This window comes from Paenibacillus hodogayensis (assembly GCF_039536325.1).
In the GTDB taxonomy this organism is placed as follows: domain Bacteria; phylum Bacillota; class Bacilli; order Paenibacillales; family NBRC-103111; genus Paenibacillus_AB; species Paenibacillus_AB hodogayensis.
Window position 1 is genome coordinate 34795 of record NZ_BAAAYO010000012.1, and the last position, 23305, is coordinate 58099.

The window sequence follows — 23305 nt, forward strand, 5'->3', positions numbered from 1 at the left end:
CGTTCCCGATGAAACAGACAATCGCGATCATGCGGCAAATTACCGTGCTGATCGGTTTTTCCTGGTTAGGCACATGGATCTCCGATTTCTTAAATCTGCCGGTGTCCGGCAGCCTGATCGGGCTTGCGCTCGTCTTCGCGCTGCTGCGGCTCGGCGTCATCCGTCTCGCGTGGCTGGAGGCGGGCGCGAACTGGCTGCTGTCGCGGATGCTGCTGTTTTTCGTTCCGGCCGCGGTCGGCGTCATCAGCCACCGGGAGCTGTTCGGGGTAGCGGGAGTTTCCCTGCTGGCAGCCATTGTAGTCGGCACGCTGATCGTCATGGGCTGCTCGGGCCTGCTGGCAGAGGCGATAACGCGCAGAAAGGAAGCGGCAAAATCATCATGACAGGGATCGCATGGCTCGTTCTCACGGTAGCTTGCTACTTCGGCGCACAGCGGCTTTACCGGCGCCATAAACATTGGTATACGTCCCCCATCATCCTCGTTCCGGTGGCGCTGATCGGCGGCTTGACCGTTACGCACACGTCCGTGGACGTCTACAACGCGGGCGGCGATTGGCTCTCCGATCTGCTGCAGCCGGCAACCGTCGCATTTGCGGTTCCGCTTTACAAGCACTTCGCTTTATTGAAAAAACACGCAGCCGCAATCGTGGCCGGCGTCGTACTCGGCAGCTCGGCGGCCGTAGCGACGGCGGTAGGCAGTCTGCTGCTGCTCCACGCCAGTCCACAAATGATCGCGACTATGATTCCCCGCTCGATCACGACGCCGATCGCCATGTCGGTCTCGCATTCGCTCGGCGGCATCCCTTCCGTCACCGCCGTCTTCGTGATCGTCACCGGCATCGGGGGCTCGGCGCTGGCGCCCTTGCTTGTCCGGGCTTTGCGCATCCGCGGTCCGGTAGCCAAGGGCGTGCTTCTCGGCATGGGCGCCCATGGAGCGGGAACGTCGCTCGCCTATGAATGGGGCGGCGAGGAAGGAGCGATCGCCAGCGTCTCGATGATCGTGGCCGCTCTCGTCACCCTCGCGGTCATCCCTTTAAGCAGCTTCCTTCTGTGAATCGGCCTTCTCCAGTCCAAGCCGCGTAAAAAAGACCGGAAGCGCACTCCCGGTCTAATCTGTATGTTTGCCGCCACCGCGAACTTGCGGTATCGGTTTAGTTTGCGTTCGCTTTCGCTTCGCGATAAGCGGCAACGTATTGAGCGGCTTTCTCCGCCACAAGCGCGTAATTGCCGGTTTTGACCGCTTCTGTCGTCAGGTCGGAGCCGATTCCTACGGCTACCGCTCCGGCGCGGACCCATTCGCCGATATTGGCGAGCGATACGCCGCCCGTCGGCATCACGTTCGCCTGCGGCATCGGTCCTTTGATCGCCTTGATCATCGATGGAGAGTACAGGTTGCCCGGGAATAGCTTGACGATATCCACGCCAAGCTCCAAGGCGGTTTGAATCTCCTGTATGGTCATCACGCCGGGCATGATCGGAATGCGATACCGGTTGCAGAGGACGACCGTTTGCGGGTTGAGCGAAGGACCCACCACGAATTCCGCACCGCTCAAGATAGCTGCTCGGGCCGTCTCCGGATCGAGTGCCGTACCTACGCCGATGATCGCATACCTGTCGCTTTCCGGATCGGAGCTCGAATACCGGCTCGCCAGTTCCTCGATCGCTTTCAAGGCGAACGGCACGGTCATGGTCACTTCAATGACTTTAATGCCTCCGGCGATGGCCTGCTCGGCCATCCGGACGACTTCCTCCGGCGTTTCTCCGCGCAGTACGGCGACGACTCCTTCGTTGACGATTTGCTGTACAAGCTTGAGCTTCTTCATAGGTGTTCATCCATCCATTCCGCTTAATATCGCGCCGGGGCAGCCCCGGTACGTAGGTTACCGCTCGACATGCGCCTCGTTGTTAAGCAATGCCTGCACTTGCTCCCAGGTGGGCAGCCCTTCCCAGTCTCCGTAAGTCTGTACGACCATGGAGCCGATCAGATTGCCGAGCCGTACCGATTCGGCAAGCGAATTATTTTTCAGCAAACCGGCGATAAAACCCGCACAGAAGCCGTCTCCGGCACCGACCGTATCCACGACGCGCTCCGCCTTGAAATACGGCACCGATGAGACATTCCCGTTCTCTATAATAAACGTCTTGTCCCCTCCGCCTTTCACGATCGATACGGCGCGCAGCCGCGTGAGTCTGCCGACGATTTGCTCCCAGTCGTCCGTCTCGTACAGCAGCGCCAGCTCGTCCAAACCCGGCAGGAAGTAATCCGCTTCCTCGGCCAGCTCCAGCAAGCAGGAACGGGCTTCAGCGAGCGGCCACAGCTTCAGCCGCAAATTCGGGTCGAAGCACACCTTCACGTCGTGCTTGCGCGCCAGCCCGATCGCCGCCATGACCGTCTCCCGGCTGTCCGCGCTCAGTGCCGGCGTAATACCGGTTATGTGAAGCAGCTTCGCTCCCGCGATATACGCCTCGTCCAGATGCTCCGGACGTATCCGGCTGGCTGCCGAATACCGTCTGTAATAGTAAACCGACGACTTGCCGCCGACCAGTTCGCGGATCATCAGCCCCGTCGGAGCGTCTTCGACGAGACGGGCGCGCGACACGTCGACGCCTTCGCCGCGGATTTGTTTTAGCGCATACCGGCCCAGCGGGTCGGCGCCCAACTGCCCAAACCATCCGCACGGGTGTCCGAGACGGGCGAGGCCGATCGCGACGTTGCTTTCCGCTCCGGCGAACGATTTCTCCAACTGGCCGGCGTATTCGATTCCTTTCACCCCGGTCGGCATCATAAGTCCCATCGTCTCGCCAAAAGTTACTACTTCCGGCGTCCCAGTCGTGCCGCTGCTGCCATGCCTTCCGTGTGCCATGCTCATACCACCTAACGAATACCGATTTTGTGCCCATTTTATCAATCGTGCACGGTTTAAGCAAGGTCCGCCCGCAAAAAAATGCCGAAGCCAAGCTCGTAATCGGTCTCTACGCCGCCACCGGGCGCCGCGAACTTACCGGTATAGATGCGCTCCATCGTCTCCAGCAGCTTCCTGCCTCCTACGCCGGGATGTCCTCCCACTACCGCGTTGCCGGCGCCGATCCGCTTCACTCCATGCAGAAACGCGCGAACGTCTTGACTCGTCTCGGTGACGACACGCCCGCTCCATCGGAACGTCCCGTCCGCTCCGGCAAAGCATTCCCTCCACCCGGCCTCCCCGGCGAACGATTGTCCATGCGGCACTGCGTCGAGCCCGAGCAGCCGTTCCGCTTCCGCGAAGGAGGCGTGAAGCTGACGGAACGTCCCCGGTCCGAACGTAGAGAAGACGAGGGCGCCTCCCGGACGAAGCAGGCGAAGACAAGCCTGGATCGTACGGTGAGGCGCCGCGAACCATTGGAAGGCCGCATTGGAGACGATCAGATCGAACCCCAGCCGCCTCCCCGGCTCCTCCAACCCGCTTCCGGCATCCGAAGCGACGACGCTGAAACTTTCTCCTTCAGCGACGAGCGTCTCGGCGTCGCCCTCTAGGAACGTCACGCGTTCGTTTCCGTCCGGATCGAGCTGCCAATGGGCCAAATTTTGCCGTGCCGCCGCGATCATATTGGCGGACAGATCGATGCACACGAACCGGGCTTCCGGAAGCGCGCGCGCAAGCGCCGCCGTCAGCCGGCCCGTTCCGCAGCCGATCTCCAGAATGCGCGCCTCGCAGCGGTACTCTTCCCTCCCGGTCCCGGCAGCAAGGTCCAACCTTCCGCTTGCGTTCCGGCCGCGCATCGTTCCCCGCAGCGCGCCAAGCGCAGCCGTCGCCACTTCCTCGGCCATCGCCGCCTGGACAACCGCATAGCGCTCATACTCATGAGCATGGCGGTCAAAATGTCTCCGTACCCGCGACTTATCGATAACCATCGGCGATTCTCCTTAGCTGTTGTGCAAAACGTTCCGGCTGCGTGACGAAAGGGGCATGTCCGGCACCGGGAAATAGGACGGTTTTTCGAAACGGTCCCACAGCAAGAGCCGCCGGCGGGCATACCGGATCTTCTCCTCCGTGCATCCAGATGACCTCGGGTGCGCCATCCCGCATAGCGATTTCCTCCGAAACGTCCTCTACCGCCCACGCTTGCGAGCAGCGCTCCCAACGACCGGTCAAATCCGTCTCCAGCAAGTAGGTCAACCCGGCTTCCAAGCCCGCCAGCGTAAAGTCCGTCCGCTTCGCGAGCCGTTCGGCTACAGCCGGCCAGGTCGGTCGCTCTCCGGGGGAGAGCATCGAATCGGCAAAACGCAGCAGCGTCCCTGCCGGGTCAGCCGTCAATTGGGTCCGCATGCGGCGGATGACGCGCCCCGGCCAGCCGATCTCCCGCCGCTCGTCGACGAAGCGCAGTGAAGCGCCGATCAGTACGGCCTGCCCTATCGGCAGCCGCTCCTTATTCTCCCCGAGCCCCGTCTCCATGGCCAGCTCCAATGCCAGCATGCCCCCGAGCGACCAGCCAAGCACATGCACGGGACCACCCTGGAGGCTTTCTTCGCAGACAATTTCCCGCAACCGCTCCTTCATCTCGTCTACCGTATGACAGCCTTCATAGCTGAATAACCGATGCCGCGCCTCGGGCAGCCATACGCCGGGATCGCCCCACACATCCGGCGACATGCCCCAGCCGTGAATCCATAGCCAAACCGGCTTCATGCTAGATCACTCCCAACTGCCGGCCGATCGTCTTCATGACGGCTGCGGCCTGTCGCAAATCGTCGTCCCGATGCGTCGCCATCGGGGTCAATCGGATGCGCGCCGTCCCCTCCGGCACGGTCGGCGGACGAATCGGCACGGCGGCGACTCCCGCTTCCTGCAGCCGGCTTCCGAACTCCGCCGCACGCTCATTGCTTCCTACCAGGATCGGAATAATGTGACATTCGCTGTCTCCCGTATCGAATCCCGCTTCCCGCAGCTCTGCGCGCAGCCGTTCGGCTTTGCCCAGCAGCGCCTTTCTCCGCCACTCGTTCCGGCGCACGTTCTGCCACTGATCGCGGATCGCATGAACGACCATGGGAGGCAACGCCGTCGAGAAGATGACGCTTCGCGCCTTGTTGATCAAATAGTCGATCACGAGAGCGCTGCCGGCTGCGTAAGCCCCGTAGCAGCCGTACGCCTTGCTGAACGTGCCCATCTGCACATCGATGCGGCTGGACAGTCCGAGCCGGTGGACCAGCCCGGCCCCTTCGTCCCCGTACACGCCTCCGCTGTGCGCCTCGTCCACCATCAGCATGGCGCCGTAGCGTTCCTTGAGTTCCACAAGCCGGGTCAAAGGTGCCAGGCTGCCATCCATACTGAACACCGCATCGGTCACGATCAGCTTTCTCTTGGCCGGATCGGCTCTTTGCAGCAGCGCTTCCAGATGGTTCATATCCCGGTGCCGGTAGCGGACCAGCTCAGCCCGGCTCAATAGAGCCCCGTCTACGATGCTCGCATGGTTGAGCTTGTCGCTGAAGACGATGTCGCGCCGGCCGGCCAGAGCGCCGATAATTCCGATATTGGCCATATAGCCGCTACCGAACAGCAAACAACGGTCCGCCCCTTTATAGACGGCAAATTCCCGTTCGAAGCGGCCGAAGAACGGGTCGTCTCCCGCAATGAGCCGCGACGCCGCAGCTCCGGTGCGGACCCCGCCGTACAGCTCCTTCTCCTTCCCAGCAATCCCGGCCCCGGGCCCTCCCCCGATCGCCGGTGCCGTTCCCGCTCCGAACGACGGTCGGTGAATACCCTCTTCGTCCAAGTCCAATTCCCTCATAGGCTCTCCACCAGCCGCATGCTCGCGCCAGCGGGCGATATCCGCCTCGTCGAGCCGGCGGGAAAGTCCCAAGTAATCGTTCGAGGCCAGATTGAGCATCCGCCGGCCGCCCCGCCATATCCAGCCGTCTTCCGCGGCGGGAATCGATTCCGTCAAAGTCCGGTACTGCCCCGCCGCCTTCAACCGCTCCAACTCGCCCCGCATCCAGTCCGCGGCATCGGCGCCGCCACCCTCTACAGGGCGCACAGCTCGATCTCGAACCCGAGATCCTCCAGCATGCGGTGGTCGGCGGTGGCCTCCTGTCCCTCGGTCGTCAAGTAATCGCCGACGAACACCGAATTTGCCGCATACAATCCGAGCGGCTGCAGCGACCGCAGGTTCAGCTCGCGGCCGCCGGATATGCGGATTTCCTTGGTCGGGCACAAGAAACGGAACAAGGCCAGCACCTTTAGGCATTTGCGCGGGTTGAGATCGCGCCGGCCGGCGAGCGGGGTTCCCGGAATCGGGTTCAGAAAATTGACCGGAATCGAATCGGCATCCAGCTCGCGCAGCGCCAGCGCGACTTCCACAATCTCCGCGTCGCTCTCGCCCATGCCGACGATACAACCTGAACAGGGGGACATGCCCGACGCTTTCACCTTCTCTACCGTATCGACACGATCGTCGTATGTATGCGTCGTCGTGATCCGGTCGAAGTGACCGGCGCTCGTGTTCAAATTATGGTTGTACCGGTCCACCCCCGCCTCCTTCAGGCGCGCTGCTTGCTCTTCGGACAAAATGCCGAGACAGGCGCATATTTTCATCGGCAGCGTCTCCTTGATTTCCTTCACGGCGGATACCACCTGATCCAGCTCCCGGCCGGTAGGTCCGCGTCCGCTGGCGACGATGCAATACGTGCCTGCTTTCAGCTCCATCGCCCGGCGCGCCCCTTCGACGAGCACGTCTTTCTCCAGCAGCGGGTATTTCGAGATCGGCGCGTTGGAGACGATCGATTGCGAGCAGTACCCGCAGTCCTCCGGACATAGGCCGCTCTTCGCATTTATAATCAGGTTCAGCTTCACCTTCTTGCCGAAATACGTCTTGCGCACGCGAAAAGCCGCATGCAGCATCGGCAGCAGCTCGTCATCGTCAGCCTCCAGCACGGCCAGTCCTTCCTCCGCGGTCAGCTTCTCGCCGCGCAGCGCCTTCTCCGCAAACCAATCCCATGTGGAACGCAATTCGATCATTCGCTTCTCCTCCTGTTTTACACGTATAGTCGAGTCAGCCGCCCAGCAATGCCGGCCAATCCAGCTCCCGCTTTACGATAGCGGCCCATTCGGACGTCCCGCCTTCCCCGGCCCATTCCGTATAAGGCAGCTTGCCAATAACCGGCACATCGCCGAAAGCCTCGATCATCTCGGCATTTTCCTCCAGACGCTGCGGCTCCGCGTCGCCGGGTACCGTTTCGTTCAGCACGACCCCGGCGACGATCAAGCCGTATTGTCGGGCCAACGCTGCCGTCAGCAGCGTATGGTTGACCGTCCCCAGACCGGCCCGCGCCACGATCAGCAGCGGCAAATCGAGATCGGCGGCCAGATGGGCCATCAGCTTCGTCGCCGTAAGCGGCACGGCCAGACCGCCCGCCCCTTCGACTAGCAGGAAGCCGCAAGCGGCTTGTCGCCGCTTTCCATCGTCAAGCAGGGCAGCGTAGTCGACGACTTCTCCTTGTCTTCTCGCGGCCATCCACGGAGCCAGAGGGGCGGGGTAAGTCAAGCCGGCGATCGATTCCGCCGTCTGAGTCAGACGGCCCTCCTCCGCCAGCCGCCAGCTGTCCGCCTCGCGCGCCGAGGGCGAGGCTGCTCCGGTCTGCACCGGCTTCCAGACGCCGACCGCATCGGAAGGCGCCAGAGCGCCAAATCGTTCCGCCCGGGGCCAAGCCGGCGGCAAGCGCAGAGCGGCTGCTATGCCCGCCGTCACTCGCGTTTTACCTACGCCCGTATCCGTACCGGTAATAAACAAGCCTCGATACATACGCCGAATCCGCCTCTCCGCCCGCTTCGTTTGTCCACTGTTGATTCCTTTAACTCAATTGTCAACCATTATTATTTTTATACGGTTAACAATTGGAATAGAACAGATTGTACACGATTTTGGCCGGTTCGACAATGCACCTGTCCCACTTTTCGTTTATACTTATCCATAAATTGCCTGAACGATCTATTTTCCCAGCGTCGGATCTGCGTCCGTGTTTGCTTCCAGGCCGGCGCGAAAGGTCTTTCGCCCAAGGAGTGTTTGCCGCCGATGCCTCTATCGTTAGCCCAACAATATATGCTTCTCGCGCTCGATCCCGACGCTCATCAGCTCGGCCGTCAACCGGCTCCCGTTATGCATCTGTACGCCTGTGCAGCGGGCATTGCCGAACTGCTGCACCAAGGTCGCCTGCGACTGCAGGAAGACGGCTTGCTGGAGGCTATCGGCGGTCCGCCGCCGCAATCCGCGGGCGGCTCCCTACTGTTGGAGCAGTTGACGGCTTATAAAAGCCCGGCGACGCTCCGCAGATGGATGCGCGATCTGCATGCCCATCGACGTTACCGGCAGCCTCCGGTCGCGGCCGAGCTTCAGCCGCTGCTTGACAATCGCATGCTGAGCGAAGAACGCAGCAAGCTGCTGCTCGTCTTCAGCTCCAAGCGCTTGATCCCTCGTCCGGCGGCAGTCGGCGGCATCATCGGGAATATCCGCGAATGCCTGCTGGAGCAGACGCCCGATGACGTACCGACTGTGCTCCTTGCCATGATACTTGACGCTTCCAAGCTGCTGCGGGCGTATTTTCCGCCTAACGAGCTGGAAGCGATGCGTTCCAGACTGCGCTCGCTGCAAGATCGCTCTGGGGATCTACCAGTGGTGTTGCGGCAAACCCGCAGAGCGATCGACGAAATCCACGTCGTGATGGTGACGAGCTCCATCGGCTAAACTGCCCGACGTTGTAACAAGAACCGCTTGCCTGTAAGCCCGACGCTAGCAACAAGTTCTTTGTGCCCTCGGCCCGCTCCCTCTATCGTACGCAAAGAACCTTCAAACCACCGGCAAGTGTGGAATGAAGGTTCTTTTTCAATGCGCCTATCAGACTAGCACGGAACGTTTTAACGGCTCTCGGCTACTTTACGATAAATCTTGGAAACCGGGTCGATCGGCTCGTACCGGCCGGGGTGGCCGACATGTATCAGCGACTCTTTGCTGCCAAGCGCCAGTATGCCCGTCTCGTGCAGGCTGTCGCCGAACAACCGGTGTACTTGAGCCTGCAGCTCGGGATTAAAATATATGAACACATTTCGGCAAATGATCACATGAAATTCATGAAACGAGCAGTCGGTCGCCAGATTATGCTGGAAAAACATCGTACTCTCGCGCAAAGACGGATGAAAATACGCATATTCGTGGTCTGTCGTATAGTACGCCGAAAACTCCTGGGTGCCTCCGGCAAGCAAATAATTGCGCGTATAGCCCTGCATGCGCGTCAGCGGAAAAGCGCCGGTCCGCGCCTTTTCCAATATACGCTCGTTCATGTCGGTCGCGAATATTTGCGTTTTCTCTCCGAGCCCTTCCTCCTGCAGCAAAATGGCCATGGAGTACACTTCCTCCCCTGTCGAGCAGCCGGCATGCCAGATGCGGATCTCCGACAGCTCTCGCAGAAGGGGTACGACCTTTTGCCGGAAAGCGAAGAAAAACCCGGGGTCGCGAAACATCTCCGTTACATGTATCGAGAAATCCTCCAGCAGTTTGTTCGCTTCGTAGCGGTCGTGCAGCACCCGGTCCAGCAGCGCCGTAATGGTGGGCAAATTGTCCATTCTGACGCGGTTCATAATGCGTCTGCGGATCGACGAACGGACGTAATTGCGGAAGTCGAAGCCGTATACCCGATATAACCCTTCAAGCAGCAGTTCTATCTCCACCAGCTCGACTTCGCCGCCCCCATCCTGTTCTTCCTCCGAGTCGGTCGTCTGGCTATTCCATCGATCGTCCATAATTCACACCTTTGTCAGCCAAACCCGCATCAGCGAGAATAGCTGGTGCATGTTCAACGGTTTGCTTATATAATCGGAAGCGCCGGCTTCCAAACATTTCTCACGGTCGAATTTCATCGCCTTGGCCGTCAACGCGATAATCGGCAGCGTCTCAAAGCGGGGCATCGTGCGGATTTGCCGCATTGCGGCATAGCCGTCCAACACCGGCATCATGATATCCATCAAGACGAGATCGAAGCGCTCCTCCGTATCCAGGAGATCGAGACATTCCTGCCCGTTGCCTGCAACCGATACGTCCACGCCGGCTTCCTCCAGCATGCTTTTGAGGGCAAACGTATTCCGGGTATCGTCATCGACGACCAGCACCCGCTTGCCGGCATAGATCTCCTTGTCGACCGTCTCGGGCACGACAGAGCGGGAGGAACGCTGGGGTTCGCCTCTTTCCGCAAGCGGCATGCCGAGCCCACCCGTCGAGACGTCTGCGGCCACTTCTTCGCTCGCCTTGAGCAGCTCAAGCGTTTGGCTCTGATTGATGGAAGGCAAGTACAAAGTAAACGTGCTGCCCGCTCCCTCTTTGCTGCTGACGACGATGGAGCCGCCCAGCAGCCTGGCAAATTCCCGGCATATCGACAGGCCGAGCCCGGTGCCGCCGTATTTGCGGCTCGTCGTCCCGTCGGCCTGCTGGAACGCCTCGAATATCGCCTCCTGCTTGTTCGCCGGGATGCCGATACCGGTATCGGCGACGGAAATGGCCAGTACGAAGCTGCCTTCGACCGGCAGTTGGACGCCGATCTTCTGAGGATCGGCCACGCCGACCGCAAGGGTAACGGAGCCGCTCTCGGTAAATTTGAACGCATTGGACAACAAATTACGCAAAATTTGATGAAGCCGCCGCTCGTCCGTCCAAAAAATCGCCGGCGCATCCGGGTCCAGTCGGATAACGAATTCGATCCCCTTCTGCTCGGCTAGCCGCTCAAACTGGTATTTCATAATCGTGGGCAGCTCAGTGACGCTCATCTCTTCGGCAATAATATCGATCTTCCCGGCCTCTACCTTGGACAGGTCGAGAATGTCGTTGATCAAATTCAGCAGATCGTTGCCCGCCGAATGAATCACTTGCGCATACTGCTTCTCGTCCTCGGTCAGGTTGGTATTCTCCGACAGCAGCTGCGACAGAATCAGCATGCTGTTAAGCGGCGTCCTCAACTCATGCGACATGTTGGCGAGGAAGTTGGATTTGTACTGGGAGCTTTGCTCCAACTGCTCGGTGTATTCCTCCAGCTCGACGCGGATCAGCTCCAGTTCCCTGGACTTTTGTTCCGAATGCCGGTTCTGCTCCTCGAGCTGCTCGTTGGAGACGCGCAGCTCTTCCTGCTGGGTCTGCAGCTCCTCCGCCTGAGTTTGCAGCTCTTCCGTCTGCGTCTGCAACTGCTCGGTCATTGCCTGCGACTCGCGCAGCAGCCGCTCGATCTCCATCCGGCTGTCCACGCTGTTGACGGCCGTGCCGAGCGCTTCGAGCGCTTCATCCAGCAGCTGCCGCTGCAGCGGTGTGAACGCCCCGAGCGTAGCCCACTCGATGACGGCTATGACCTTTCCTTCATATTCGACCGGCGAGATCATAATGCTGGTCGGAGCGCCACTGCCTAGGCCCGAAACGACCTTGATATAATCGCCGGGCACCTGCTCGAGGTGAATCGGGCGATTTTCCGCCGCGCATTGTCCCACCAACCCCTCGCCGAGCCGGAAGGATACTGCGCTGTCCGCATCGCCGATTTCGCCCGATGCCGCGTAGGAAGCCGTCCTGACCAGCTGCTGCTGCCCCGCCCTCCCCTTGCGCACATAGAAGACGCCGTACGAAGCGTCCAGCAGCGGAGCCATTCTCGACAAAAAAGATTGCCCGAGCGCCCGGATATCCTCCTCGCCCTGATACATGCCGACGACTTCGGCCAGCCGCGTCTTCAGCCAGTTGCGCTGCTCATGGCTCTCCAGCAGTTGGTTGGTCACGGTGGCGAGAGCGCCGATCTCGTCCCGCGTACGCACTTCGATGCGCTGTCCCGCGCTGCCGCCCGAAGCGGCAATCTCCGAGATCGTGAGGACCACCTGCTTGATCGTTCGGACGATCGTGCCGGAGATCATCGTCGCGAGCGCCGTGGACAGTAAGGCAACCGCCGCCAGTATGGCGTAAAGCGTTATTCTTAACGTTGCATTGCGGTCGTTCATCTGGGCAGCACGCTGGCTCGTCAAATCGACTTCCGTCTTGCGGAAAGCTTCGAATTGCGTGCGCATCTGGTCCATGTCGGCCTTGCCTGGATCTTTTTTGTAAAACTGCGCGATCGCCTCGTTCCGGTTTTCCTTCTTCAACGTGATCGCCACATCGCCGGCTACCCGAATCCAATGCTCGATCGTCGCCTTGATCGCCTTCAGGTTGTTTTGCTGGGCGGGGTTGTCCTGAATCAGGTTGAACAACTGCAAATAGTCTTGCTCCCATTGCTGCTTGCCTTTGTTATAAGGCTCCAGGTACTCCTCGTCGCCTGTAATCGTAAAACCTCTTTGTCCGGTCTCCATATCGAGCAAATGCTTCTCGATCCGGTTGGTCAAATCGTGTACGGCAATATCGTGATCGATAATATAATTGCGTTCCAGCTGCATCCTTGTCAGCTGGTTATCCACAAATATTAGAGAGACGATAAAGCATACGATGCTGGCCAAGTACCCTAGCATTATTTTGGTGCGTATGCTGAATGAAGTGGTGCTTTTCATCGATTAGGCCCTGCCTTCTCTATATTTCGGTCTACTTAAATTATACCTGTATGTACCAAGTTTGTGTAGCAAAACGACAAAAAAGAGACTTTAGCATCCGTCGATCTCATGTCTCCTACATAAGCAGCGCACCATAACAAAAAGAGCAGGACGGCAGCCGTTAGGCTATCCATCCTGCTCTTCGTTTAACTGTTTACACCCTCAGAAGCCTGTCGCCTGCGCTCCGGCCAACGTCTCGCGCAGCTCCTCGTGAATCTTTCCGTTTGAGGCGAGCACATGGCGCACCGCCAACGTATAAGGCTGTCCGGCCGTATCGGTAATCAGACCGCCCGCTTCGCTGACGAGCAGCGCGCCCGCGGCAACGTCCCAGCTGTTCAGCCCAATCTCCCAGAAACCGCTAAGCCGCCCTACCGCCACGTAAGCCATATGCAGAGCAGCCGAGCCGGCAACCCGAATGTTTCTTACGCGCGGCGCAACCGCCTGAATGCCCTGGAGATTGAGAGGAAGCGCGTATCCGCTATCCGCCGGAAAGCCTGTCGCAACCAGCGCGTCGGACAGCTTGGCTTCGGCCGATACGTTCATCCGTTTGCCTTTTACGTACACGCCCTTCCCTTTCTCGGCGACGAACAGCTCGTCCCGACTCGGGTCATAAACGACGCCGACGATCACTTCGCCGCGATGGGCGAGCGCAATCGATACCGAGAAGAATGGAAAGCCGTGAACGAAGTTGGTCGTCCCGTCGATCGGATCGACGATCCACAAATATTCCTCGTCCTGCATCGCCTTCAAAGCCCGCGCGGAAGCGTCCGCTCCGGGAGCTACGCCTTCCTCGCCCAGAATGGCATGCTGCGGAAAGTGCGTCCGAATCAGGTTGCGGATCATCGTCTCGGAACCTTTGTCCACCTCGGTTACCAGATCGTGGGAGGTGCTTTTCTGCGCCAGCGTCGCATGCGAACCGAGCTTCAGCTTGATCCATTCGCCGGCTTTGGCGGCCGTATTAATGGCAACGGCCGTAAAGCTTTTGCCGCTTACCGTAAAAGGCTGTTGTTCATTACTCAACAAATATCACTCATTTCTATCCTACGTTCTCTTTTACAGTCGTACGAGATTAGTATATTACTTATACGCTACAATTTCTTCATGGTTTCACCCAAATCCATTAGGCGGTTTCGACAAAAATGCGCCGCCCCGTCCGGATCGCCCGCGAACTCACGGCCGGACAAGCCTTATCCCGCGATCATCTTGACGGCCAACGCGATAAGCGTCAGGCGCAGCACCCATAGCAGAGCGCCGCCGCTCATCTTGCGGACGATCCTCGCGCCGAGCCAGCCGCCGACCCAAGCCCCCGGCGCCAGTGCTATAACGCTGTAAAGATCGATTTCCCCATGCCAGCCGTGCGTAATGCTGCCCAGAATGGACGACAGGAAGATGACGAACATCGAGGTGGCCGTCGCCACATGCGGCGGATAACGGAACAGCAGCACCATGACCGGTACGAACAGAGACCCACCGCCGATGCCAAACAGACCGGATATGAAGCCGACGCCGAAGCCAACGGCCAGCGCGGCCGGGATGTTGTACCCGTAGTCGTGCTCTTTCCCATGCGCATCGGTAAACGTCCGCTTGATGCGCCAATCGATGTCCGCCGGCTTCAGCTTGTTGCGGAGCATCAGCAGTACAGCCATAAACAGCATAAAAAAGCCGAACGTCAGCTCGAACGGACGCGGAGCGAAGTTGCCGGTCAACGAAGCTCCGATCATGGCTGCCGGACCGCTCGTAATAAAATAGACCCAGGCGCTGCGGAAGTCGACTTTTTTCTCCTTCATGAAGGTCAGGGTGGAGGATAAAGCGGTAAAAATAAGCACGGTCAACGAAGTGCCGACCGCCGTAGCGGTGGAAATATCCCGGTCCAGAAATACCGGGGCGATATACATGAGCGCGGGAACGATAATGATGCCCCCGCCAAGCCCAACAATGCTGCCGAAGGTGGCGGATATAAGGCCGATAACGAGCAGCAGCAGAAATCCGGTCAAGACCCATCCTCTCCCATCGGGCGTATTTTTTTCCTTGGATCAGTCGGTTAGAGGCCAGGCCCGGTCAAGAGGGCTCCAGCGGAAGGAAAAAGCCGCTCGCCCGGCTTGTCCCGGTAAGCGGCCTTGCCTTCGTATTCGGTTTATACTCCAATAATATGATAGCCGTTGTCGACATGAATGACTTCGCCGGTAACCCCGCGAGACAGATGGCTCATCAGGAACATCGCGGTATCGCCGACTTCGGCGGTTTCCGTCGTACGGCGAAGCGGGGCTTTCTCTTCGACTTGGCGCAGGATCGAATTGAAGTCCTTGATGCCTTTGGCGGCCAGCGTGCGGATCGGCCCGGCGGAGATGCCGTTGACGCGGATGTTGAATTGGCCCAGATCGTTGGCCAAATAACGGATGCTCGCCTCCAGCGCGGCTTTGGCGACGCCCATAACATTGTAGTTCTTCATCGCGCGCTCGGCGCCGAGGTACGTCATCGTCATGATGCTGCCGCCCTCGGTCATCAGCGGGTATACGCGTTTGGCTACGGCCGTCAGCGAATAGGCGCTAATATCGTGCGCCAGCGCAAAGCCATCGCGGGACGTATCCACATACAGCCCTTCCAGCTCCTCGGTGCGCGCGAAGGCGATGCTGTGTACGAAGCCGTGCAGAACGCCGAATTCCGTCTTTAGCGCCTCGGCCAACGTATCGATCTCGGCATCGACGGTAACGTTGCACGGCAGGACGACCGAATTCGGGATCGTGTCGGCCAGCTTGCGAACGCGTTCCTCTACCCGCTCGTTCTCGTACGTGAACGCCAGACGGGCGCCTTGCCCGGCCAAAGACTGCGCGATCGCCCAGGCGATGCTGCGGTCATTGGCAACCCCCATGACCAATATATTTTTATTGGCAAGCAATTGACTCATCGTTTCGTTTCCCCTCTCAACCATGAAATTATGAAAACTTATTTTTTCAACAGCGGGTTAAGTTAAACCTCGATCCGGAATGACGCCTGACCCGCGAGCACGACGCCGGGCAGCACCGCAATCTCTTCCATCAGCCGGAGCAAGGCGGAATCCTTCATCTTGGCTTCCAGCATGACGTCGAGCCTCTCGGTACCGGCAGCGGCCGCCTTGCGCAAAAATTCGACCAGCTTGCCCGCGTTCACGTAATCGGCATGACCGCGCGGGTCCTTGTCGCTTTTCGGGCTGGACATGTGGATTTTGGGCGGAATCTTCTCCCCGGTCCAGGTGACGGCAATGCGCGGCCATAACTGCTCGACCGTCTCCATCCCCGGGTTCACGTCGTGGTGATGGATATCGAGCACCATCGGTGTCCCGACCCGCTCGCACAGGTTCAGCGTCTCCAAGGCCGTGAACGTCTTGTCGTCGTTCTCCAGCGTAAGCCGTCGGCGGATGCCTTCATCCAGTTCGCTGACATGCGCGACGAAGCGTTCTCCGGCCTGCTCCTTATCGCCGTAAGTGCCGCCTACGTGAATATTGCATTTGGCGCGCTCGTCCAGTCCCATCGCTTCCAGCATCCGCAAATGCCGGCCCAGATCGTCGATGGAATTGCGCAGCACCGTTTCCCGCGGCGTGCTGAGAACCGTAAAGTGATCGGGATGGAAGCTGACGCGCATGCCGTGCTCCTTGACATAATCGCCGACGGCGCGAAACGGCTCCGCCAAGGCCGGGAAAGGATCCCATCCTTCCAGCAGCTCGTGCCCGATCAGCGGGATCAGCTTGGAGGAAAACCTATACAGACGGATATCGTACGCCCGGTTATGCCGGAGCAGCCGGAGCGTATTGTGCAAATTATCCGCAGCGAGCCTCTCCAGCTTGTTGATAGCCGCTTCGCGGTCGGCGATTTTGGCGAAGTTGGTGGCGGTCATCGTTTTTGAAGGCGAAGCGTTCTCCACCAGCGTCGACATCGCCACATATCCAAGTCTGACGAACAAGCCGGGACCCTCCTATCGGATCGGTGCACGCTGACGCAGTCGCCCTTTAACCGTTAACGGACGGCGGAACATTTGCCGCTAGGTAAGGTTGATATCACATGACGGCATCGTGCAGTCGTTTTGCCGATAGGGTGCCCGAATGGGTACCGATACATGCTGGTATGGCTGCAGCATTCCGTTTGTCCGCAGCCGTATTTCTTATGTATGTTTCAAAAGAGCGCTTCAAGAGCCGCTCTTAGTCTGCCATATTGACGGCTTGCGGGGCGATCCCACGCTTGCGCAGCCAATTGGCGCATTCGAGCGTCCACGTGTAAGCCTCGGGGTGGGTTTCGGACAAGCCGAGCCCGTGACGCCCGCTCTCGTAGACGTGCAGATCGAACGGAACTTTGTGCCGGCTCAATGCCAGTGCAAGATTCAGACTGTTCTCTACCGGCACGGGCGCATCGTCCGCCGTATGCCACAGAAACGCCGGAGGCGTCTCCGCATTGGCGGCCAGCTCTCCGGACAACTGCTCGTACAAGCTTTGTTCCGGATCTTCGCCAAGCAGATTTTTCCGCGAACCCGCATGATAGGCTTGTACGAACGAAATCACCGGATAACAAAGAATCATCGCGTCGGGACGGGAGCTCTCCCGCTCGATCGGATCGTTCGCATCGGCGCGACCGGGCTCGTGGTAGATACCGGCCATAGCGGCGGCATGTCCCCCGGCGGAGAAGCCGAGTATGCCGATCTTGCCCGGATCGATGTTGTATTCGGCCGCATGACTGCGCACCCAGCGAATCGCCCGGCGGCAGTCTTCCAGCGGAGCCGGATGGCGGTAAGGGGCGACCCGGTAATGCAGCACGAACGCTGCCACCCCGATGGAATTGAGCCACTGCGCAATAGGCTCGCCCTCATGAGCGGCTCTGTTGGAGTAGCCGCCTCCCGGACAAATGATAATGCAGCCTGACGGCGTGTCGCCTCTTACCGGGAAAGCGACCAGACGAGGACGGTCCTCCACGGTATTCCCCGCCTGATAAGGCGCTTCTTCTGGCCATAGATGAATGGTCATTTCCTAATTCCTGCCTCTCCGCAACGTCTGAAAAATGCCGGCGGGTTATGCTCTCCCGCCGAAAAACATTTCGTGAGCAAGCGCGGTCTGCACGCGCGCCTCTTCTTCGGTCAGCTTGCGTACCAGTTCCATCTCCACTTCCGTCACTTCTTCGCCCTGGAAGTTGATTTCGGCGATCGAAACGACTATCTTGACGATCGCCACCGCCTCGTTCGCCAGCGAGTAGGCGATTACCTTTTGCCCGGTCGGGTAGACGCGGAACCCTTGCTTCACCATTTTACCGCGGCCGTATTCGAGCAGTTCATACAGCTCCTGGTCCGACTTGAATTTGCATACGGAATTGAATTCGGTTTGAAACCCCATCCCCAGCCCTCCTCCTTATACGTTGGTCCCCCGGTGCTTCGCGCGCCGGTCTGTCCGGCGCATCAGTCGGCGTCGAACGTGTAGCGGATCGTCTGCTTGGCGGCATGCCGTTCGATCGCCAACCGGATCAAGTCGTCCAGCAGCTCGCTGTACGGCTTGCCCGATTCTTTCCACAGCAGCGGATACATGCTGAACGGCGTAAAACCCGGCATCGTATTGATTTCATTGATAAAGACGGCGCCGTCCGACTTGCGCAGGAAGAAATCGACCCGCGACAGTCCGCTTCCATCCACTGCCTGGAACGCCCGCAGCGCCCATTCGCGGATCTCGTCGGCTTTCTCGGCCGGTATTTCCGCCGGTATGATCATCGCGGACTTGCCGTCGATATATTTGGCCCGGTAATCGTAAAAATCGTTGGACGACACCACCTCGCCCGGCACGGACGCCTGCGGCTCCTCGTTGCCCAGCACGCTCACCTCGATCTCGCGAGCTTCCACGTATTCTTCCACAATCACCTTGCGGTCATAGCGGAAGGCCAAATTTACCGCTTCGATCAGTTCGTCGCGATTGGCCGCCTTAGAGATGCCGACGGACGAGCCGAGATTGGCCGGCTTGACGAAGCACGGATAACCGACGGATACTTCGATCTCCATCAGGAAGAAAGCGCGGTCCTTGTCCCACTGGGTGCGCGTAAAATAGCGGAATACGCATTGCGGCAGCCCTTCCTGGGCGAATACTTTCTTCATCATTACTTTATCCATGCCAACGGCGGAAGCCAGCACGCCCGCTCCCACATAAGGCACGTTGGCCATTTCGAGCAGCCCCTGGATCGTACCGTCCTCGCCGAACGTGCCGTGGAGGAGCGGGAACACCACATCGAGCGGAGCTTGCGACTCTCCTTGCCCGCTCCCGCTCGGCTGGATCGTACCGAAGAAAGGCTGCAGCGCGGAGGCGCTTGCGGAAGAAGTTGCAGCCTCCCCGGACGGGCCTGCTTCTTGCACGAGCAGCTCCAAGCGGTCCACCGGACCGGCGAGCAAAGCGCCCGATCGCCATTCGCCCTGCTTCGTAATATAGAAAGGATAAACCTCGTATTTCGTATGATCGATTGCCCGGATGACGGCCATGGCGGTTTGCAGCGATACGTCATGCTCGCCCGATTTGCCGCCGTATACCAAGCCGAGCCGAATTTTTCTGTTCATGGCTACCTCCGTCGTATATGAATAGGAAACCCGTATTTTGCCGAATGCTACAATTAAAAAGAGTCTGCAATATGTAGAAACCGGTAGCGCGTGTTCGGTGTCCAGGCGTACGAATCGCGATAATCCCAGTAGCGCATCCGCGAATTCGTCGTATGGGCGTTGACAAGCGGCATGCCCGCGGCGTCGAAGCCGGTTACGATCGCGTTGTGCTGGAAACGGCCGTCTCCGTCCCAGTCGTAGCAGATGACGTCGCCGATGGCGAGCTTGTGCGGGGAATCCGTTACATCCGCGCGCAGACCGCCCTTGCTCGAGGTGAGAAATGCCTGCAGGCTGTGAGCGACAGCCCAACTGTAGCTCCAATATTCCTTGCTTCCGTCCTTGCCTTGGTACCACCAGCCCGATTCTCTTTTTCCAGTATAGTTCATGGGGGCGCCCCCTGCAAAGAGGCATTGAGAAACAAAGTTGGTGCAGTCCGATTCCAGCTCGGCATACTGCGGCTCGGTGCCGTTCCACCACTTCTCCGCATACCGCCGCGCTTTCTCCCGTTCGTATTCGCGGACGCGGCTGACCGGCCGGAACCCCGAGGAGGCCGATACGAGCGGACTAAGGAACGGAGCCGGCCGTACCAGGCCGGCGGAGGGATCGGGCTCCTCCTGATCAGTTTGGACGAAAGGAGGCGGCGCGGCCGAAGAGCCTCTTCTCTCTGTCGCCATCGGCTCCACTCCGGCAATAATCCACTGCTTGCCGCGCTGGGCGATCTTGAGCAGCTCGACATCCATCCGGTCCTCGCGAAACGACTGCCCTTCCTGCCCGTATTCCATACTGCGGCGAAACTCCAGCTCGACGTACGCCTCCTGTCCGAAGTCGTCGGTATTGCGGATTTTCAGCCCGGTCTCGCTGCGCAGCGGCTCCGCCCGTCTCGCCTTGCGTCCGGCCTTCATGCGCCGGAGCCGGACATCGAGCTTGCGGACGAAACGGTCGTCGCGAACGATAGACATCAGCTGCTCGCCCGCATCGCCTTCGATTTCCAATCGGTTGCGGCGTTGCGCATATTCGTATACGGCCGATTTCCAATTGGCGAACATGACGATCCCTCCTTATGTTCGTAAACAGGCCCCCTCGCCTGTAAGTCTTGTTTCAAGCGCTATTTTCAAATGTATGTTCCGCTTGCGGCAAAAATGTGCAGCACGCAAAAATGCCGTCGGACAAGCCTGTGCCGATATTCCCGAAACGCAGGCGGCCCAATGCCGGAAAAGCCGCAAAAACGGACAAAAAAAACTTTACTGCATATCGAAGAGACGGTATACTAAAGACATAGCAATTTTGAAATCACGTTTCATACAGTGAAACGGCGCAGCCGGGGAAACCCGGCTACCCTAACGTTTAAGGAGGCTTGTACCTATGTCCAGAACTGACCATTTCAGCGTGCGGACCCAGCTTGCCGTCGGCGGCAAGCCGTACAACTACTACAGCCTGAAAGCGCTGGAAGGCAAAGGCTTCGACAATATCGACCGCCTGCCGTTCTCCATCAAGGTGCTCTTGGAGGCCGCCGTTCGCCAATTCGACGGACGCGCCATTACGAACGAGCATGTCAAGCAAATCGCCGGCTGGGCGGAAGGCCGCGACGATAATAAAGAAATTCCGTTCATTCCGGCTCGTATCGTGCTGCAGGACTTCACCGGCGTACCGGTCGTCGTCGATCTGGCTGCCATGCGCGCCACAATGAAGCGGTCCGGCGGCGATCCGAAACGGATCAACCCGCTCGTTCCGGTCGACCTCGTTATCGACCACTCGGTCATGGTTGACGCTTTCGGCACCAAAGACGCTCTCGAGTACAATATGAACGTGGAGTTCGAACGAAACGAAGAGCGCTACCGCTTCCTGCGTTGGGCTCAAACGGCATTCGACAACTTCCGCGCCGTTCCTCCGGCAACGGGTATCGTTCACCAGGTTAATCTGGAGTATTTGGCTTCAGTTGCCGCAACGAAGACGGTTGACGGCGAAACGGAAGTGTACCCGGACTCGCTCGTCGGCACCGACTCCCATACGACGATGATCAACGGTCTCGGCATCGTGGGCTGGGGCGTTGGCGGCATCGAGGCGGAAGCCGGCATGCTCGGTCAACCGCTTTATTTCGTAACGCCGGAAGTTATCGGTTTCAAGCTGACCGGCAGCTTGTCGGAAGGCGCGACGGCAACCGACCTGGCGCTGACCGTTACGCAAATTTTGCGTAAGAAAGGCGTTGTCGGCAAGTTCGTCGAGTTTTACGGCTCCGGCCTGAGCAACATCAGCCTCGCGGACCGCGCTACGGTAGCCAACATGGCTCCGGAATACGGCGCTACGGTCGGGTTCTTCCCGGTCGACAGCGAGACGCTCAATTACTTGCGCAATACCGGCCGCGAGGAGGAGCAGATCGCTCTCGTCGAGGCTTACTATAAAGCTCAAGGCATGTTCCGTACGAACGAAACGCCTGACCCGGTATTCACCGATACGATCGAGCTCGACCTGTCGACCATCGTGCCGAGCCTTGCCGGACCGAAGCGCCCGCAAGACCGCGTAGAGCTGACGGCCATGAAGGACGCGTTCAACGATATTATCCGCACTCCGATCGACAAGGGCGGATACGGCCTGAGCGAGGACAAGATCGAACAAACGGCCGAAGTGAAGCACCCGAACGGGGAAACGACGAAGCTCGGCACAGGCGCCGTCGTCATCGCGGCCATCACGAGCTGCACGAACACCTCCAACCCGAGCGTTATGCTGGGCGCCGGTCTGGTCGCCAAAAAAGCGGTCGCACGCGGCTTGAAGAAACCGGCTTACGTGAAAAGCAGCTTGACTCCGGGCTCGCTCGTCGTAACCGAATATTTGGAGAAAGCCGGCTTGATCGAATCGCTCGAGGCGCTCGGCTTCCACGTGGCCGGTTACGGCTGCGCGACGTGCATCGGCAACAGTGGTCCGCTTCCGGACGAAGTGAGCCAAGCGATCGCGGACAACGACCTGACCGTGGCGGCCGTTCTTTCCGGCAACCGGAACTTCGAAGGACGCGTTCACGCTCAAGTCAAAGCCAACTACTTGGCTTCGCCGCCGCTTGTCGTCGCCTATGCGCTCGCCGGCACGGTCAACATCGACCTGGCTAACGATCCGATCGGCTATGACGGCAACGACGAGCCGGTCTACCTGAAAGACATCTGGCCGACCAACGAGGAAATCAAGGCTGCCATTGCTACGGCACTGACGCCGCAAATGTTCCGCGACAAATACGAGCACGTGTTCACGCAAAACGAGCGCTGGAATCAAATTCCGGTACCGCAAGGCGAATTGTACGAGTGGGACCAAGAATCGACCTACATTCAAGAGCCTCCATTCTTCATCGACCTGGGCGAAGAAGTGGGCGACATCAACGAGATCAGCAGCGCGAACGTATTGGCGCTTATGGGCGACTCCGTTACGACGGACCATATCTCCCCTGCGGGCAACATCAAGGCCGACAGCCCGGGAGGCAAATATTTGCTCGAGCACGGCGTGAAGAAGGAAGACTTCAACTCGTACGGCTCCCGTCGCGGCAACCACGAAGTGATGATGCGCGGCACGTTCGCCAACATCCGGATCCGCAACCAAGTTGCTCCGGGAACGGAAGGCGGCGTCACGACTTATCTGCCTAACGGCGAAGTCATGTCCATCTACGACGCATCGATGCTGTATCAAGATAAGAACAAGAGTCTCGTCGTCATTGCCGGCAAAGAGTACGGCACGGGCAGCTCCCGCGACTGGGCGGCCAAAGGTACGTTCCTGCTCGGCGTCAAAGCGGTTATCGCTGAAAGCTTCGAACGGATTCACCGCTCCAACCTGGTCGGCATGGGCGTTCTGCCGCTGCAATTCCAGGAAGGCCACGGCTGGAAAACGCTCGGGATTACCGGCCGCGAAACGTTCGACATCCAAGGACTCGACAACGGCGTTCAGCCGGGTCAAACGGTTCGCGTCCAAGCGACCCGCGAAGACGGCTCGACCTTCGAATTCGATGCCATTGTTCGCCTCGACAGCATGGTCGACGTGGATTACTACCGCAATGGCGGCATCCTGCAAACGGTGCTTCGCCAGCTGATCAAGGAAAGCAAGTAATTACGATCCGCTGCCAAGTGCAGTGACAAAACCGGAGCCCGGGTTACCCCGAGCTCCGGTTTTTCTTTTTG

General features: G+C 59.2%; 21 protein-coding genes. 4 read left to right on the plus strand and 17 right to left on the minus strand.

Annotated elements, in window-relative coordinates; all coding sequences use genetic code 11:
- The first annotated feature begins 8 nt into the window (after positions 1-8).
- Together ABD796_RS25300 and ABD796_RS25305 are read left to right on the plus strand one after the other, a co-directional pair.
- The gene (locus ABD796_RS25300; protein WP_344913226.1) at positions 9-383 is read left to right on the plus strand and encodes a CidA/LrgA family protein; all 375 of its coding nucleotides are present in this window, start codon (positions 9-11) and stop codon (positions 381-383) included.
- Complete coding sequence (locus tag ABD796_RS25305; RefSeq protein ID WP_344913228.1) at positions 380-1054, plus strand: LrgB family protein; 675 nt, start codon at positions 380-382, stop codon at positions 1052-1054. Before ABD796_RS25300 ends, ABD796_RS25305 begins: the two co-directional genes overlap by 4 nt.
- Positions 1055-1151: 97 nt before the next feature.
- Here the strand turns inward: ABD796_RS25305 and ABD796_RS25310 are convergent, their stop codons facing one another.
- From ABD796_RS25310 to bioD, 7 genes are read right to left on the minus strand one after another with little or no spacing between them, the layout of a single operon-like run.
- Positions 1152-1823 carry a bifunctional 2-keto-4-hydroxyglutarate aldolase/2-keto-3-deoxy-6-phosphogluconate aldolase gene (locus tag ABD796_RS25310; protein ID WP_344913230.1) on the minus strand — a complete coding sequence of 224 codons (672 nt, stop codon included), beginning with the start codon at positions 1821-1823 and terminating at the stop codon, positions 1152-1154.
- A gap of 57 nt (positions 1824-1880) precedes the next feature.
- Positions 1881-2864 (minus strand): sugar kinase, encoded by a 984-nt coding sequence (locus ABD796_RS25315; RefSeq protein ID WP_344913232.1) that lies wholly within the window; start codon positions 2862-2864, stop codon positions 1881-1883.
- Positions 2865-2920: 56 nt separating this feature from the next.
- Positions 2921-3892, minus strand: a complete 972-nt coding sequence (locus ABD796_RS25320) for a methyltransferase domain-containing protein (RefSeq protein WP_344913234.1) — start codon at positions 3890-3892, stop codon at positions 2921-2923.
- Positions 3879-4667, minus strand: coding sequence for an alpha/beta fold hydrolase (locus tag ABD796_RS25325; protein ID WP_344913236.1), 789 nt, complete (start codon positions 4665-4667; stop codon positions 3879-3881). Before ABD796_RS25325 ends, ABD796_RS25320 begins: the two co-directional genes overlap by 14 nt.
- A 1-nt stretch (position 4668) precedes the next feature.
- Positions 4669-5970, minus strand: a complete 1302-nt coding sequence (locus ABD796_RS25330; RefSeq protein ID WP_379120641.1) for an aminotransferase class I/II-fold pyridoxal phosphate-dependent enzyme — start codon at positions 5968-5970, stop codon at positions 4669-4671.
- Between the two features lie 29 nt (positions 5971-5999).
- On the minus strand, positions 6000-6992 hold the full coding sequence (gene bioB / locus ABD796_RS25335; protein WP_344913240.1) for a biotin synthase BioB: 993 nt from the start codon (positions 6990-6992) through the stop codon (positions 6000-6002).
- A gap of 34 nt (positions 6993-7026) precedes the next feature.
- On the minus strand, positions 7027-7776 hold the full coding sequence (gene bioD, locus ABD796_RS25340; RefSeq protein ID WP_344913242.1) for a dethiobiotin synthase: 750 nt from the start codon (positions 7774-7776) through the stop codon (positions 7027-7029).
- 270 nt (positions 7777-8046) lie between these two features.
- On the opposite strand from bioD, the gene ABD796_RS25345 reads away from it, so the two are divergent.
- Positions 8047-8715, plus strand: coding sequence for a GOLPH3/VPS74 family protein (locus ABD796_RS25345; RefSeq protein WP_344913244.1), 669 nt, complete (start codon positions 8047-8049; stop codon positions 8713-8715).
- A 170-nt stretch (positions 8716-8885) separates the two neighbouring features.
- On the opposite strand, the gene ABD796_RS25350 is transcribed toward ABD796_RS25345, so the two are convergent.
- From ABD796_RS25350 to ABD796_RS25395, 10 genes are all read right to left on the minus strand, one after another.
- Positions 8886-9767: a CheR family methyltransferase gene (locus tag ABD796_RS25350; protein WP_344913246.1), complete on the minus strand. Its 882-nt coding sequence runs from the start codon at positions 9765-9767 to the stop codon at positions 8886-8888.
- Between the two features lie 3 nt (positions 9768-9770).
- On the minus strand, positions 9771-12527 hold the full coding sequence (locus ABD796_RS25355; RefSeq protein WP_344913248.1) for a CHASE3 domain-containing protein: 2757 nt from the start codon (positions 12525-12527) through the stop codon (positions 9771-9773).
- 201 nt (positions 12528-12728) lie between these two features.
- Positions 12729-13586, minus strand: coding sequence for an inositol monophosphatase family protein (locus ABD796_RS25360; RefSeq protein WP_379120614.1), 858 nt, complete (start codon positions 13584-13586; stop codon positions 12729-12731).
- 167 nt (positions 13587-13753) lie between these two features.
- Entirely contained in the window at positions 13754-14560 is an 807-nt protein-coding gene (locus tag ABD796_RS25365; RefSeq protein WP_344913253.1) for a sulfite exporter TauE/SafE family protein, read from the minus strand.
- A gap of 140 nt (positions 14561-14700) precedes the next feature.
- Positions 14701-15471 (minus strand): enoyl-ACP reductase FabI, encoded by a 771-nt coding sequence (fabI, locus tag ABD796_RS25370; RefSeq protein WP_344913257.1) that lies wholly within the window; start codon positions 15469-15471, stop codon positions 14701-14703.
- A 62-nt stretch (positions 15472-15533) separates the two neighbouring features.
- Complete coding sequence (uvsE, locus tag ABD796_RS25375) at positions 15534-16502, minus strand: UV DNA damage repair endonuclease UvsE (RefSeq protein WP_344913259.1); 969 nt, start codon at positions 16500-16502, stop codon at positions 15534-15536.
- A gap of 235 nt (positions 16503-16737) precedes the next feature.
- Positions 16738-17553, minus strand: coding sequence for an alpha/beta hydrolase (locus ABD796_RS25380; RefSeq protein ID WP_344913261.1), 816 nt, complete (start codon positions 17551-17553; stop codon positions 16738-16740).
- A gap of 45 nt (positions 17554-17598) precedes the next feature.
- Complete coding sequence (locus tag ABD796_RS25385) at positions 17599-17916, minus strand: hypothetical protein (protein WP_344913263.1); 318 nt, start codon at positions 17914-17916, stop codon at positions 17599-17601.
- A 62-nt stretch (positions 17917-17978) separates the two neighbouring features.
- Positions 17979-19115 (minus strand): D-alanine--D-alanine ligase, encoded by a 1137-nt coding sequence (locus ABD796_RS25390; RefSeq protein ID WP_344913265.1) that lies wholly within the window; start codon positions 19113-19115, stop codon positions 17979-17981.
- Between the two features lie 53 nt (positions 19116-19168).
- A complete protein-coding gene (locus tag ABD796_RS25395) occupies positions 19169-20200 on the minus strand; it encodes an amidase domain-containing protein (protein ID WP_344913267.1) in 1032 nt (343 codons plus the stop codon).
- 316 nt (positions 20201-20516) lie between these two features.
- Between ABD796_RS25395 and acnA the strand changes: the two genes are divergently transcribed.
- Positions 20517-23234: an aconitate hydratase AcnA gene (gene acnA / locus ABD796_RS25400; RefSeq protein ID WP_344913269.1), complete on the plus strand. Its 2718-nt coding sequence runs from the start codon at positions 20517-20519 to the stop codon at positions 23232-23234.
- The last annotated feature ends 71 nt before the right edge of the window (positions 23235-23305 follow it).

Bases quoted from the DNA above. Each gene is read 5' to 3' on its own strand.
- ABD796_RS25315 (WP_344913232.1), bottom strand. From the start codon at position 2,864: ATGGCACACGGAAGGCATGGCAGCAGCGGCACGACTGGGACGCCGGAA.
- ABD796_RS25380 (WP_344913261.1), bottom strand. From the start codon at position 17,553: ATGACCATTCATCTATGGCCAGAAGAAGCGCCTTATCAGGCGGGGAAT.
- acnA (WP_344913269.1), top strand. From the start codon at position 20,517: ATGTCCAGAACTGACCATTTCAGCGTGCGGACCCAGCTTGCCGTCGGC.
- ABD796_RS25325 (WP_344913236.1), bottom strand. From the start codon at position 4,667: ATGAAGCCGGTTTGGCTATGGATTCACGGCTGGGGCATGTCGCCGGAT.
- bioB (WP_344913240.1), bottom strand. From the start codon at position 6,992: ATGATCGAATTGCGTTCCACATGGGATTGGTTTGCGGAGAAGGCGCTG.
- ABD796_RS25350 (WP_344913246.1), bottom strand. From the start codon at position 9,767: ATGGACGATCGATGGAATAGCCAGACGACCGACTCGGAGGAAGAACAG.
- ABD796_RS25310 (WP_344913230.1), bottom strand. From the start codon at position 1,823: ATGAAGAAGCTCAAGCTTGTACAGCAAATCGTCAACGAAGGAGTCGTC.
- bioD (WP_344913242.1), bottom strand. From the start codon at position 7,776: ATGTATCGAGGCTTGTTTATTACCGGTACGGATACGGGCGTAGGTAAA.
- ABD796_RS25355 (WP_344913248.1), bottom strand. From the start codon at position 12,527: ATGAAAAGCACCACTTCATTCAGCATACGCACCAAAATAATGCTAGGG.
- ABD796_RS25305 (WP_344913228.1), top strand. From the start codon at position 380: ATGACAGGGATCGCATGGCTCGTTCTCACGGTAGCTTGCTACTTCGGC.
- ABD796_RS25395 (WP_344913267.1), bottom strand. From the start codon at position 20,200: ATGTTCGCCAATTGGAAATCGGCCGTATACGAATATGCGCAACGCCGC.
- ABD796_RS25330 (WP_379120641.1), bottom strand. From the start codon at position 5,970: ATGCGGGGCGAGTTGGAGCGGTTGAAGGCGGCGGGGCAGTACCGGACT.
- ABD796_RS25320 (WP_344913234.1), bottom strand. From the start codon at position 3,892: ATGGTTATCGATAAGTCGCGGGTACGGAGACATTTTGACCGCCATGCT.
- ABD796_RS25390 (WP_344913265.1), bottom strand. From the start codon at position 19,115: ATGAACAGAAAAATTCGGCTCGGCTTGGTATACGGCGGCAAATCGGGC.
- ABD796_RS25300 (WP_344913226.1), top strand. From the start codon at position 9: ATGAAACAGACAATCGCGATCATGCGGCAAATTACCGTGCTGATCGGT.
- fabI (WP_344913257.1), bottom strand. From the start codon at position 15,471: ATGAGTCAATTGCTTGCCAATAAAAATATATTGGTCATGGGGGTTGCC.
- ABD796_RS25345 (WP_344913244.1), top strand. From the start codon at position 8,047: ATGCCTCTATCGTTAGCCCAACAATATATGCTTCTCGCGCTCGATCCC.
- ABD796_RS25385 (WP_344913263.1), bottom strand. From the start codon at position 17,916: ATGGGGTTTCAAACCGAATTCAATTCCGTATGCAAATTCAAGTCGGAC.